This window comes from Mesorhizobium sp. WSM4807 (assembly GCF_055811615.1).
In genome coordinates, this window is sequence record NZ_JBVVQY010000035.1 from 45,267 (window position 1) to 56,839 (window position 11,573).

The 11,573-nt window shown below is 62.0% G+C and carries 15 protein-coding genes and 1 pseudogene; 7 read left to right on the top strand and 9 right to left on the bottom strand.

Annotated elements, in window-relative coordinates; translation table 11 throughout:
• Positions 1-190 precede the first annotated feature (190 nt).
• Positions 191-535 (bottom strand): RidA family protein, encoded by a 345-nt coding sequence (locus AC0L3N_RS29515; RefSeq protein WP_095496140.1) that lies wholly within the window; start codon positions 533-535, stop codon positions 191-193.
• A 221-nt stretch (positions 536-756) separates the two neighbouring features.
• Between AC0L3N_RS29515 and aztA the strand changes: the two genes are divergently transcribed.
• The 4 genes from aztA (at position 757) to AC0L3N_RS29535 (ending at position 3,942) form a co-directional block, all read left to right on the top strand.
• A complete protein-coding gene (gene aztA / locus AC0L3N_RS29520; protein WP_095496141.1) occupies positions 757-1,563 on the top strand; it encodes a zinc ABC transporter ATP-binding protein AztA in 807 nt (268 codons plus the stop codon).
• Positions 1,563-2,438 (top strand): zinc ABC transporter permease AztB, encoded by an 876-nt coding sequence (aztB, locus tag AC0L3N_RS29525; RefSeq protein ID WP_473551052.1) that lies wholly within the window; start codon positions 1,563-1,565, stop codon positions 2,436-2,438. Before aztA ends, aztB begins: the two co-directional genes overlap by 1 nt.
• 22 nt (positions 2,439-2,460) lie before the next feature.
• Positions 2,461-3,381, top strand: coding sequence for a zinc ABC transporter substrate-binding protein AztC (gene aztC, locus AC0L3N_RS29530; protein ID WP_123147615.1), 921 nt, complete (start codon positions 2,461-2,463; stop codon positions 3,379-3,381).
• A gap of 222 nt (positions 3,382-3,603) precedes the next feature.
• Positions 3,604-3,942 (top strand): protein tyrosine phosphatase family protein, encoded by a 339-nt coding sequence (locus AC0L3N_RS29535; protein ID WP_123147635.1) that lies wholly within the window; start codon positions 3,604-3,606, stop codon positions 3,940-3,942.
• A gap of 1 nt (position 3,943) precedes the next feature.
• Here the strand turns inward: AC0L3N_RS29535 and AC0L3N_RS29540 are convergent, their stop codons facing one another.
• Positions 3,944-4,411 carry an Lrp/AsnC family transcriptional regulator gene (locus AC0L3N_RS29540; protein ID WP_029354039.1) on the bottom strand — a complete coding sequence of 156 codons (468 nt, stop codon included), beginning with the start codon at positions 4,409-4,411 and terminating at the stop codon, positions 3,944-3,946.
• Positions 4,412-4,552: 141 nt separating this feature from the next.
• On the opposite strand from AC0L3N_RS29540, the gene hppD reads away from it, so the two are divergent.
• Together hppD and AC0L3N_RS29550 are read left to right on the top strand one after the other, a co-directional pair.
• A complete protein-coding gene (gene hppD, locus AC0L3N_RS29545) occupies positions 4,553-5,665 on the top strand; it encodes a 4-hydroxyphenylpyruvate dioxygenase (protein WP_473551053.1) in 1,113 nt (370 codons plus the stop codon).
• 51 nt (positions 5,666-5,716) lie between these two features.
• On the top strand, positions 5,717-5,941 hold the full coding sequence (locus AC0L3N_RS29550) for a type II toxin-antitoxin system Phd/YefM family antitoxin (RefSeq protein WP_473551055.1): 225 nt from the start codon (positions 5,717-5,719) through the stop codon (positions 5,939-5,941).
• 66 nt (positions 5,942-6,007) lie between these two features.
• Here the strand turns inward: AC0L3N_RS29550 and AC0L3N_RS29555 are convergent, their stop codons facing one another.
• The 6 genes from AC0L3N_RS29555 to hmgA form a co-directional block, all read right to left on the bottom strand.
• On the bottom strand, positions 6,008-6,319 hold the full coding sequence (locus tag AC0L3N_RS29555) for a BrnA antitoxin family protein (protein ID WP_123147618.1): 312 nt from the start codon (positions 6,317-6,319) through the stop codon (positions 6,008-6,010).
• Positions 6,316-6,564: a BrnT family toxin gene (locus AC0L3N_RS29560; protein ID WP_473551056.1), complete on the bottom strand. Its 249-nt coding sequence runs from the start codon at positions 6,562-6,564 to the stop codon at positions 6,316-6,318. The genes AC0L3N_RS29555 and AC0L3N_RS29560 overlap by 4 nt, the downstream gene beginning before the upstream one ends.
• Positions 6,565-6,615: 51 nt before the next feature.
• Entirely contained in the window at positions 6,616-7,164 is a 549-nt protein-coding gene (locus AC0L3N_RS29565; protein WP_123147620.1) for a DinB family protein, read from the bottom strand.
• Positions 7,165-7,508: 344 nt separating this feature from the next.
• The gene (locus AC0L3N_RS29570; protein ID WP_123147622.1) at positions 7,509-8,522 is read right to left on the bottom strand and encodes a fumarylacetoacetate hydrolase family protein; all 1,014 of its coding nucleotides are present in this window, start codon (positions 8,520-8,522) and stop codon (positions 7,509-7,511) included.
• An 87-nt stretch (positions 8,523-8,609) separates the two neighbouring features.
• Positions 8,610-9,500 (bottom strand): MBL fold metallo-hydrolase, encoded by an 891-nt coding sequence (locus AC0L3N_RS29575; RefSeq protein ID WP_473551058.1) that lies wholly within the window; start codon positions 9,498-9,500, stop codon positions 8,610-8,612.
• Entirely contained in the window at positions 9,497-10,810 is a 1,314-nt protein-coding gene (gene hmgA, locus AC0L3N_RS29580; RefSeq protein ID WP_473551059.1) for a homogentisate 1,2-dioxygenase, read from the bottom strand. The genes AC0L3N_RS29575 and hmgA overlap by 4 nt, the downstream gene beginning before the upstream one ends.
• Positions 10,811-10,954: 144 nt before the next feature.
• Between hmgA and AC0L3N_RS29585 the strand changes: the two genes are divergently transcribed.
• Complete coding sequence (locus AC0L3N_RS29585) at positions 10,955-11,398, top strand: MarR family winged helix-turn-helix transcriptional regulator (RefSeq protein WP_473551060.1); 444 nt, start codon at positions 10,955-10,957, stop codon at positions 11,396-11,398.
• 4 nt (positions 11,399-11,402) lie between these two features.
• On the opposite strand, the pseudogene tdh reads toward AC0L3N_RS29585, so the two are convergent.
• Positions 11,403-11,573 (bottom strand): annotated as a pseudogene (gene tdh, locus AC0L3N_RS29590) (L-threonine 3-dehydrogenase); the annotation flags it as partial.

The window sequence follows — 11,573 nt, forward strand, 5'->3', positions numbered from 1 at the left end:
CCCCCCCCCCCCCGCGGCCCCCCCCCCCCCGCGCGGGGGGGGCGCCCCCCCCCCGCCCCCCCCCCCCCCCGGGGGGCCGGGGGGGGGGGGGGGGGGGGGCCCCCCCCCCCCCCCCCCGCTTCGCAAAATGCCGCCCTGCGGCATTTGCTCCGCGACCCTCCCCTCAAGGGGGAGGGTTAAGAGCCGCATCTCAGATGGCAGCGGTAACGATGATCTCGACCAGATATTCCGGCCCGGCAAGCTTGGCCTCGCCGGTGGCGCGGGCCGGGGTATGGCCCTGCGGCACCCACTTGTCCCACTCCGCGTTCATCTCTGCAAAGGTGCTCATGTCGGCCAGCCAAATGATCGCCTGCAGGATCTTGGTCTTGTCCGTTCCGGCCTTGGCCAGCAATTCGTCGATGGCCGCCAGAATGTCCCTCGTCTGGGCGCCGACGTTTCCGCCCGGCTCGCCGACCTGACCGGCCAGATAGACGGTATTGCCGTGGATGACGATCTGGCTCATGCGCGGGCCAACATCGATGCGACGAATGCTCATGGGATGTTTCCTTCTATTGTCGGTTGCGCCTCTTTAGAGTCGCCGTCTGCCGGGGGCAAGGTCGACTGAGTGAATCCTCTTGAGCCAGCAGGGCATGGGGCCAAACAGGACACGCCAAATGGTTAGTCGCCGCAATTCCGCCCGATTGACTTGTTGACTAATGTAATAACATCACATATCCAATCGCCGCCGCCGTACCAGTCGTGCCCCCGGATCGTCACATGACCAAAACCTGCCTGACCTTCAGCGACCTGACTCTGGGTTACAACAGCCATCCGGCAATCCATCATCTCGACGGCACGATCCACCGGGGATCGCTGACCGCCGTCGTCGGCGCCAACGGCTCGGGCAAGTCGACCCTCATGAAGGGTATCGTCGGCGTGTTGAAGCCGATGGCCGGAACGGTTGTCCGGGCGCCCGGCGTGCGCGCCGCCTATCTGCCGCAACAGTCGGAGCTCGACCGCTCCTTTCCGGCCAGGGTCGTCGATCTGGTTTCGCTCGGGCTGTGGCCACGGCGAGGGCTGCTCGGCCGCTACACCAGGGAAGATCGCGATTCGGTCAGCCAGGCGCTGATGGCCGTCGGCCTCGGCGGCTTCGAGAAGCGCCCGATCGACACGCTGTCGGGCGGCCAGTTGCAGCGTACGCTGTTTGCCCGCGTGCTGCTGCAGGATGCCGATCTCATCCTGCTCGACGAGCCGTTCAACGCCGTCGACACCAAGACCGTCGGCGACCTGATCGCACTGATCAAGCGCTGGCATGGTGAGGAGCGCACTATCATGGTGGTCGTTCACGACCTGGATCTGGTGCGCCAGAATTTCCCCGAGACGCTGCTGCTGGCGCGCCAGCCGATCGCCTGGGGCGAGACCAAGGAAACGCTGCGGCCGGAAAACCTGTTGCGCGCGCGCCGCTTCCACGAAGCCTGGGAGGAGAACGCGCCCTGGTGCGAGCCCGACGACCACAAACATGGTGGTCACGCTCACGACCATGGGCACGACCATCATCACGGCTCCGGGCCGCGGGCAGCATGATGGAAACGCTCTACGGTCTTCTCATCGCTCCGTTCGCCGATTTCGCCTTCATGCAGCGGGCGCTTGCCGGGTCGCTGATGCTGTCGCTCGGCGCCTGCCCCGTCGGCGTCTTCCTGATGCTGCGGCGCATGAGCCTTTCCGGCGACGCCATGGCCCACGCCATCCTGCCGGGTGCTGCCGCCGGTTTCCTGTTCTATGGGCTGGAGATCCTGCCGATGACCATCGGCGGGTTGATTGCCGGCATCATCGTCGCGCTTGGCGCCGGCGCCGTCTCGCGTTTCACCATCCAGCGCGAGGACGCCTCGATGGCGGCCTTCTACCTGATTTCGCTCGCCATCGGTGTGCTGATGGTATCGATCCGCGGCTCCAGCGTCGATCTCATGCATGTGCTGTTCGGCACCGTGCTGGCGCTCAACAATGAAGCGCTGACGCTGATCGGCGGCATCGTGCTGGTCACGCTGGTCAACCTCGCCATTTTTTGGCGGGCGCTGGTCGCCGAATGTCTCGATCCGCTGTTCCTGCGTTCGGTCAGCCGGCTGGGCAGCCCGGTGCATTTCATCTTCCTCGGCCTTGTCGTGCTCAACCTTGTCGGCGGATTCCAGGCGCTCGGCACGCTGCTATCCGTCGGGCTGATGATGCTGCCTGCGGCCGCCGCCCGCTTCTGGACCATGCGCGTCGAGCCGATGTGCGTGCTGGCGGTGCTGATCGGCTTTGCCTCCTGCGTCGCCGGGCTGCTGTTGTCCTACCACGTGTCGCTGCCATCCGGCCCGGCGATCGTCCTGTCTGCGGGCGTCGTCTATTTTGCCTCGATCCTGTTCGGCACGCGCGGCATCCTGCGCGCCCGTATTATCCATCACCGCCACAGAACCGCCTGATCCCAACAGAGGTGAGCTTTCCATGCTGAAATCGATCCGCACCGCCTTGGCAATGGGCGTTATAACATTAAGCGCCTTTGGCGCATCATCGGCCCTCGCGGAGCCGTTGAAAGTGGTCGCCAGCTTCACGGTCATTGCCGATTTTGCCAAAAATGTCGGCGGCGACCGGATCAATCTGACCACCATCGTCGGGCCGGACGGCGATGCCCACGTCTACGAGCCGAGTCCGGCCGACGCGGTGGCCATGGCGGGTGCGGATGTGGTGCTGGTCAATGGCCTGCATTTCGAAGGCTTTCTGCAGCGCCTGGTCGACGCCAGCGCCACTAACGCAACAATCGCCGTTCTGACCAAGGGCGTCACGCCGATCAACTTCAAACCCGAATTCGCCGATGCCGACGCCGCTGAAGGCGAAGACACCGATCCGCATGCCTTCCAATCGGTCGCCAATGCCAAGATCTATGTGAAGAACATCGCCGACGCCTTCTGCACCGCCGACGCCGAGGGTTGCGGCAGCTACAAGGCCAATGCCGCCGCATACACCGAGAAGCTCGACGCGCTCGAGCGCGAAGTGCAGACGGCGATCCAGTCGATCCCGCAAGAGAAACGCGTCGTCATCACCTCGCATGACGCGTTCGGCTATTTCGAGAAGGCCTATAGCCTCACCTTCCTGGCCCCCGAAGGGGTGTCGACCGAGTCGGAGCCGTCTGCTGCGGACGTCGCCAAGCTGGTCAGCCAGGTTAAGCAGGACAAGGCGGCGGCGGTCTTCGTCGAGAACATCGCCAACGCGCGGCTGATCGAGCAGATCGCCAGCGAGACCGGGGTCAAGGTGGGCGGCACGCTCTATTCAGACGCGCTGTCGCAGCCCGACGGCCCGGCTTCGACCTATATCGACCTGATGCACAACAACATCGCCCAGATCAAAGGCGCGATACTCGGAGGCTGAGACGCCGTCCACTTGGTCGGCTTGCGCACGTGTAGGCAACAAAATGCTACAGCGTCCTTTGTGGATCCAAGGACGCGGTGCTGTAGGTAGCCCGGCTGGATTTCCCGCATGAGAATGTCTATCTGCGCAGCGGGAATTCTTTTTGCGCGGATTGCCGCCCAGGCCTGGGAGTGGCAAAACTCCGCCCCTGGCCAGCAGGCATCGAACATTGCGAGGACCACCATGGAATACCGTCAGATCAGCGAGGACTATTCGGTCTCGGGCCAGATTCAGCCCGACGAGGTAGCCGCCATCAAGGCCGCCGGCTTCAAGAGCGTCATCTGCAACAGGCCGGATGACGAGCAGCCCGGCCAGCCATCAGCGGACAGTGTCAAGGCAGCGGTCGAAGCTGCCGGGCTTGCTTTCCGCTACATCCCGGTCATCAGCGGCCAGATCACGGCGGAGAATGTCGGGGACCAGGCCAAGGCGCTCGACGAACTCGAAGGCCCGATCTTCGCCTATTGCCGTTCCGGCGCACGCTGCACCAATCTTTACGGGCTGATCCGGCAGTCGAAGGGCTAATTTAGATCGGCAGCGCGCCGGTTTCCTTCAGCGTTTCGAGTACGATCGCCGTCTTCACATGCTGCACGGACTCGTGCGGCAGAAGCACGCCGTTGACGAATTCCGACAGCGACTTCAGGTCCGGCGTCACCACCTTCAGGATATAGTCCATCTCGCCGGTTAGCGCGTGCGCCTCCTGCACTTCCGGCAGCCGCGCCACCAGTTCGCCGAAGCGCTGCGCATTGTCGCGGTTGTGGGTGGCCAGCGTCACCGAGATGACGTTGACCAGCGAGAAGCCGAGCTTGTCGCGGTCGAGCACCGCGCGATAACCCCTGATGTAGCCGTCCTCCTCCAGCCTTTGGCGGCGGCGCGAACATTGCGACGCCGACAGGTTCACCCGTTCCGACAAATCGTTGTTGGTCAGCCGTGCGTCGCCCTGCAATAGAGCCATTATCTTGCGGTCAAACTGGTCGATGCGCGCATCATCCATAGAATCTTCTCCATACGTGCACAGTTGGCGCATCACTCGATCATTTAAAGCGTTTGAATGCAAGCACCATGCGCCCGTTCCGCGCTATGATTATGCGGAAATGGCCCTTTCCGGCCACAGAGCTTTTTGGAGGACAACACCATGGGCCCCTTCCCACACGACGCACCGCCCGCAAAGATCAGCAAGGCCAATCCCGCCGGCACCGACGGCTTCGAATTCGTCGAGTTCGCGCATCCCGAACCGGAAAAGCTCGCCGAGCTTTTTACCCGCATGGGCTATGTGCCGGTAGCCAAGCACCGCACCAAGGACATTACCGTCTGGCGGCAGGGCGACATCAACTATGTCGTCAATGCCGAACCCGGCTCGCATGCGATGAAATTCGCCGACAAGCACGGCCCCTGCGCTTCCTCCATGGCCTGGCGGGTCGTCGATGCCAAGCATGCGTTCGACCATGCCGTCGCCAAGGGCGCGACGCCCTATGAGGGCGCCGATAAAACGCTCGACGTGCCGGCAATCGTCGGCATCGGCGGTTCACTGCTCTATTTCATCGATACTTATGGGGAAAAGGGCTCGGCCTACGATGCCGAGTTCGACTGGCTGGGCGCGCGCGACCCGAAGCCGGAAGGCGTCGGCTTCTATTATCTCGACCACCTCACCCACAATGTCTACCGCGGCAACATGGACAAATGGTGGGATTTCTATCGCGACCTGTTCGGCTTCAAGCAGATCCATTTCTTCGATATCGACGGCAAGATCACCGGCCTGGTCAGCCGCGCCATTACCTCGCCCTGCGGCAAGATCCGCATCCCGCTCAACGAGTCCAAGGATGAGACCAGCCAGATCGCCGAATATTTGAAGAAATATAATGGCGAAGGCATCCAGCACATCGCCGTCGGTACGGACGAGATCTACGGCGCTACCGACAGGCTGGCCGCCAACGGGCTGAAGTTCATGCCCGGCCCACCCGAAACCTATTATGACATGTCCCATAACAGAGTGCACGGCCATGACGAGCCGATCGAGCGCATGAAAAAGCACGGCATCCTGATCGATGGCGAAGGCGTGGTTGACGGCGGCACGACCAAGATCCTGCTGCAAATCTTTTCAAAAACCGTGATCGGCCCGATCTTCTTCGAATTCATCCAGAGGAAGGGCGACGAAGGTTTTGGCGAGGGCAATTTCCGCGCTCTGTTCGAATCGATAGAGCAGGACCAGATCAAGCGCGGCGTGCTGAAGGTGCAGGCGGCGGAATAGGCAGCGGCCTAACCTCTTGCGGTTGGATCAGTTGTTGCTCAGATTCTAGCCATGAATATTTCTGTCGCCGAGGCCAAGGCCAAATTGTCGGAACTCGTTAGGCGTGCGGATGCCGGTGAGGAGATCGTGCTCACGCGCTGCGGCAAAGTCACGGCTCGCCTCGTGCCGCCAGCATCGCCCGACCTCCTGCCTCGCATTGGCGCCTTGAAAGGCAAGATCCGCATCGCTGACGACTTTGACGAACTCGGCCCTGAATGGGGCGACTACGACAAATGATGGACACGTGCGCCAATCAGTGACGTCGCACCGGTAAGTGGAGGAGCAAGCTCCAAGCGCCGAAGTTTACTTGGTGAGGCCGGCGGCTTTGCGAAGAATGTCGTTGATCCGGCTCTGCCAGCCGGGTCCGCCGGCACGAAAGCGTGCAACCACGTCACTATCGAGCCGAAGCGTCACCTGCTTCTTCGGATTGTCGAGCGCCGGCCGCCCGCGCGAACGGCGAATGCTTTCGGCGAGGTCCGGAAAAACTTCAGCGAAGGGACGAGCGTTTCGAAAATCCTCCTCTGTCCATTCCGGATTGTCCGAAACGGCATCCCAATCTTCCTTGCTATAGCCGCGCCCCGGTTCGAACTTTGTCTGCAACTTACGTTTTGTCATCGAACAGCCCTTCTTTCAGCCGGGCTGGCCGGACGCATCGAAATTATCGAGATGCCCTCGGAGCCGAGCCGGGCAAACACCACGGCAACGACGCCATCGACGATCCGGCCAATTGCGATGAGACGACCAGCTTTTGCCGTCCGGATTGTCGAGGCAAGAAAAAACTCGTCATCCAGCGCGGCAAAATCCAACCCGTGTTTCTCGATGTTGGCCAACCGTTTCGGTTCGTCCCAGACGATCTTCATCCGAAATTTATGTACCTACAATAATTAAGTCAAGAATTTTCGTAACTACAATTAATTGCCGCCATTAATTGCCAACCTCTCGACCTCGGCTTTCCTGAGTTGCAGATCATAGTCGAGGAAGAATTCGTCGAGCTGCGGCGGTTTCACCGATGTGCCGGACAGCATGGCGTGCACCTGGCCGCGATGATGGATGTCGTGGATGAAGAGGTGGGCGAGCAGATCGCCGATCCGCTCCGGTATTTTTCCGTCCTCGCGCCGGTCAGTGACGACACGGCGGTCTAGATCGGCCGCCGACAGACCGTCGCAGAAGGCGATCAGCCCCCGGTCGGCCGCGACCTGGGCGGCAAACAGCGCTGGTGGTTCATCGAAAGGCACGAAATCGTCATGGGCCGCGGCGCCAACGCCACCCTGCTCGAGAAAATCGAGATAGAGATGATCGACAGCCAGGATGTGATTGAGCGTTGCCTTGATCGAGGGAAAGAAGCTGGTTCGCTCGGCTTCGAATTCACCGGGCTCAAGCTGTAGCACGGCGCGGTAGAGCCGGTCGTTCGACCAGAGATTGTTGCGTGCCATGCGGCGATTATGGTCCAGCAGGTCCACGTCACATACTCGCCCAACCAGCCCAGGCAATCAAGTTCACAGCAATACCGATAGCACCTATGGCTAGCAGACGAGCGATCATGCCACGCCGCAGCGCTTGCGTTTCAACATCGCTTCCAACGTCCCGGTTCAAAGCGACGTAAATAAGCTTCGCCCGACGCGCAACGCTGCTGAAGTTGCGGAGTCTTTCAGATCGGTCCTCAACCTGATGGCAACGTCGGATTGCCGAAATTAGAAGCCAGGCAGTAGCGATGCCGCAAATTCCCACAAACCAGAGATAAGTAGCAGTGTACGGCATCCTGATCCTGCCAGCGTTTCGGAACGACGCTAGATATAGAATTGCTTCAAATTGCGTATTTCTCGACCTTCTGCTCGATCGCACCAAAAATCGAATGTCCGGTCCTGTCCTTCATCTCGATGCGTACCGTGTCGCCAAAGCGCAGGAACGGCGTTGTCGGTTCGCCGGCCTCGATCGTTTCGATCATGCGCAGTTCGGCAACGCAGGAATAGCCGGCGCCGCCTGCCGAGGCAGGCTTGCCCGGACCGCCGTCGAGCTTGTTGGAGACCGTCCCCGAACCGATGATGGTGCCGGCCGCCAGCGGCCGGGTTTTTGCGGCATGCGCGATCAGCACCGGAAAATCGAAAGTCATGTCCACGCCGGCGTTAGCCCGGCCGAACGGCTTGCCGTTGAGGTCGACCAGCAGCGGCAGGCTGACCTTGCCGCCATCCCAGGCATCGCCGAGTTCGTCCGGCGTTACCGCGACCGGCGAAAAGGCGGAGGACGGTTTCGACTGGAAGAAGCCAAAACCCTTGGCAAGCTCTGGCGCGGTAAGGGAACGCAGCGTGACGTCATTGACCAGCATGACCAGCCGGATCGCGGCCCGCGTCTCATCTAGGCTTGCTCCCATCGGGACATCATCGACAATGACGGCGACCTCCCCTTCCATGTCTATGCCGAAAGCCTCGTCGGCCGCCCGGATCGGATCACGTGGCGCGATGAAACTGTCCGAACCACCCTGATAAATCAGCGGATCGGTCCAGAAGCTTGCCGGCATCTCGGCGCCGCGCGCCTTCCGGACCAGTTCGACATGGTTCACATAGGCCGAGCCGTCCGCCCATTGATAGGCGCGCGGCAACGGCGAATGGGCGTCATGCTCGTGAAAGCGCGCTGACGGCACCGCATTGTTCTCCAGCGATTCCGCCATGGCGGCGAGATGCGGCGCGATCCGGCTCCAGTCGTCGAGCGCCGCTTGCAGCGTCGGCACCAGAAACGAGGCATCGGTAAAGCGCGTCAGGTCGCGCGAGACGACGACCAACTTTCCGTCGCGCGACCCGTCCTTCAATGTGGCAAGCTTCATGCGGTTTCCTCTCCTGGTGCGGCTTTGGTGCCGCTTTGAATTTTTGTTCTACGCCTGATCTCTTCCGAAAACCGGTTCTCACTTTCGCTAGCGGTCCGGTTCGGGATCATGCTCCCGTCCCACAACAAGGCCGTCGCGGGCGATCGTCAAGTCACCGGCCCATGTTTTCCTGACGGCGGCGATCCAGTCGGCCTCGTCGATCTCGGGATCGTCGGCCGGAATGAGGTGGTTGAGCACCAGTCGCCCGACCCCAGCGTCGGTGGCGATGCGCCCCGCCTCCCCGGCAAGACTGTGGCTGGCGAGCAGATGTTCCCTCAGCCGCGCGCCGTTGCCGGTCTCCGCAACGAGCCGCTCGATACCCTCCTCCAGCATGGCCTCATGGACGAGGATGTCGGCGCCTTTGGCAAAATCGGCCAATGGGGGAAAGAACGTCGTATCGGCAGAGAACACGACGCTTTGTCCGGCGTGCTCGAAGCGCAGCGCAAAGCAGTCGGTCACCGGCGGATGGTCGACGCGCAGCGCCGAAACCTTCAGTCCACGCTCCACCACCACCCGGCCTTCGCCGAATTCGATGATCGAAACCATGTCGAGAATATCCGGCCGGCCTTCGTCGGCGATGCGTATCTCGATGTCGAATTCCATCGCCTGGCAAAAACGCTGCCAGTAGTGGCCGGTGCCGGGCGGGCCGAACACACTGACCGGTGTCGCCAGGCCCGCCGTCCATGCGGTGTGGATCAGCGGACCGAGTTCCAGCACATGGTCGGAATGCAGATGCGTGATGAAGACCAGGTCGAGCGCCTTCAGGCTGATGCCGCCGTCGGCCAGCCCGCGCGTCACGCCAAGCCCGCAATCGACGACGATGGTGCGGCCGCCGATCTCCAGCAGCGACGAACTTGGCCACGGCCCGCCCGGCCGGAGTGCCGGGCCGCCCTTCGAGCCCAGCAGCACCAGCCGATCCCGCGTAGGATCAGCGCTCAAGACCAGTCGCCCTCGGGCGTGCCGTTGAAGCGCTTCTTCAGATCGGCCCAGCAGTCGATGTAATTCTCCTGCCGGGTCTCAACCTCGGCGGCGTAGCGGGTCAGCATCTGCGGGAATCGCGTCTCGAACATGAAAGCCATGGTGTTGTCGAGCTTGACCGGTTTCAGCTCGGCGCGCGAGGCCTTTTCGAAGCCAGACGCGTCAGGCCCGTGGGCCAGCATCAGATTGTGCAGGCTGATGCCGCCGGGAACGAAGCCCTCCTCCTTGGCGTCGTATTGGCCGTGGATCAGGCCCATGAACTCGCTCATGATGTTTCGGTGGTACCAGGGCGGACGGAACGTGTTTTCGGCCACCAGCCAGCGCGGCGGGAAGATGACGAAGTCGATGTTGGCGGTGCCCTCCTCGCCGCTCGGCGCGGTCAGCACCGTGAAGATCGACGGATCGGGATGGTCGAACAGGATCGCCCCGACCGGCGAAAACGTTGCAAGATCATATTTATAGGGCGAATAATTGCCGTGCCACGCCACCACGTCCAGCGGCGAATGGTCGAGTTCGGCGACATGAAACTGGCCGCACCATTTCACGATCAGCCGGCACGGCGTCTCCTTGTCCTCGAACCAGGCGCAAGGCGTCTTGAAATCGCGCGGATTGGCCAGGCAATTGGCGCCGATCGGGCCACGATCCGGCAGCGTCAGCTTCGCGCCGTAATTCTCGCAGACATAGCCGCGCACTGTTTCATCGACCAGTTCGACCTTGAACACGAGGCCGCGCGGCAGCACCGCGATCTCGCCGGGTCGCAATTCGATGACGCCCATTTCGGTAACGAAGCGCAGCGCCCCCACCTGCGGCACGACCAGCAACTCGCCGTCGGCGTTGAAGAAATGGTCGTCGACCATCGAGCGGTTGGCGACATAGACATGCGCCGCCATGCCGGTCTGGCCAAGCACGTCGCCGGCGGTGGTGATCGAGCGCATGCCGGCAATGAAGTTGGTCGGCTCCTTCGGCATCGGCACCGGATTCCAGCGATATTGGCCGAGCGCCAGTTCGTGTTCGCCGATATTCGGCGCGCTCTTCCACAGCGGATAGGTCGCCGCCTTGAAGCGGCCGGTGTGCCTGACGCTCGGCCTGATGCGATAGAGCCAGGAACGCTCGTTGGTGCCGCGCGGCGCGGTAAAGGGCGAGCCCGAAAGCTGCTCGGCATAGAGACCGTAGGCCGGCCGCTGCGGCGAATTCCGCCCTTGCGGCAGCGAACCAGGCAAGGTTTCAGTTTCGAAGTCGTTGCCGAACCCCGGCATGTAGGAAAAGGCCATGATTTCCTCCCGGATTCACACTGCCAGAGCGTCTTTTGCGTCCACGAGGACGCGCGGCGCTCCGGAATTGACCAAACTGGTTTCATTTGTAACCATCGAAAATGTAACTATCAACCAGCAATGCCAGCTGCGCGGACGCGGAACATGGAACCGGAAATCCTCGAACTTGAAAGCTTCCTGCCCTACAGGCTCTACCGGCTCGCCGACGCTGTCAGCCGCGAATTCTCCAGGATTTACAAAGATCGCCACGGCCTGACGCGGCCCGAATGGCGAACGCTGGCCGGTCTCGGCCAGCACGGCAGCATGACCGCAACAGCGCTCGGCGAACAGTCGGCCATGCACAAGACCAAGGTTTCGCGCGCCGTCGCCGAGCTCGAACGGCGCCGCTGGCTCACGCGAACACCGGATGAAAAAGACCGCCGCATCGAGCATCTGACGCTGACTGGAGCGGGCCTTGCCGCCTATCGCGAAATGGTGCCGCTGGCGAAGGCGTTCGAGCGGGAATTGCTGGCAAAACTCAGCGCTGGCGAGCGCACCGCGATCACAAACGGATTGGTTGCGCTCAAGAAGGCTCTGAGCAAGGATTAGGCGCTCACCAGTCCATCACCACCTTGCCCGAATTGCCGCTGCGCATCGCGTCGAACCCCATCTGGAAGTCGTCAATGCCGATGCGGTGGGTGATCAGACCGCTGACGTCGAGCGGGCCCTGCACCAGTGCGATCATCTTGTACCAGGTCTCGAACATCTCGCGGCCATAGATGCC

Excerpts from the sequence above, each read along its gene's own strand:
- AC0L3N_RS29515 (WP_095496140.1), bottom strand. The coding sequence starts at position 535 with ATGAGCATTCGTCGCATCGATGTTGGCCCGCGCATGAGCCAGATCGTC.
- aztA (WP_095496141.1), top strand. The coding sequence starts at position 757 with ATGACCAAAACCTGCCTGACCTTCAGCGACCTGACTCTGGGTTACAAC.
- aztB (WP_473551052.1), top strand. The coding sequence starts at position 1,563 with ATGGAAACGCTCTACGGTCTTCTCATCGCTCCGTTCGCCGATTTCGCC.
- aztC (WP_123147615.1), top strand. The coding sequence starts at position 2,461 with ATGCTGAAATCGATCCGCACCGCCTTGGCAATGGGCGTTATAACATTA.
- AC0L3N_RS29535 (WP_123147635.1), top strand. The coding sequence starts at position 3,604 with ATGGAATACCGTCAGATCAGCGAGGACTATTCGGTCTCGGGCCAGATT.
- AC0L3N_RS29540 (WP_029354039.1), bottom strand. The coding sequence starts at position 4,411 with ATGGATGATGCGCGCATCGACCAGTTTGACCGCAAGATAATGGCTCTA.
- hppD (WP_473551053.1), top strand. The coding sequence starts at position 4,553 with ATGGGCCCCTTCCCACACGACGCACCGCCCGCAAAGATCAGCAAGGCC.
- AC0L3N_RS29550 (WP_473551055.1), top strand. The coding sequence starts at position 5,717 with ATGAATATTTCTGTCGCCGAGGCCAAGGCCAAATTGTCGGAACTCGTT.
- AC0L3N_RS29555 (WP_123147618.1), bottom strand. The coding sequence starts at position 6,319 with ATGACAAAACGTAAGTTGCAGACAAAGTTCGAACCGGGGCGCGGCTAT.
- AC0L3N_RS29560 (WP_473551056.1), bottom strand. The coding sequence starts at position 6,564 with ATGAAGATCGTCTGGGACGAACCGAAACGGTTGGCCAACATCGAGAAA.
- AC0L3N_RS29570 (WP_123147622.1), bottom strand. The coding sequence starts at position 8,522 with ATGAAGCTTGCCACATTGAAGGACGGGTCGCGCGACGGAAAGTTGGTC.
- hmgA (WP_473551059.1), bottom strand. The coding sequence starts at position 10,810 with ATGGCCTTTTCCTACATGCCGGGGTTCGGCAACGACTTCGAAACTGAA.
- AC0L3N_RS29585 (WP_473551060.1), top strand. The coding sequence starts at position 10,955 with ATGGAACCGGAAATCCTCGAACTTGAAAGCTTCCTGCCCTACAGGCTC.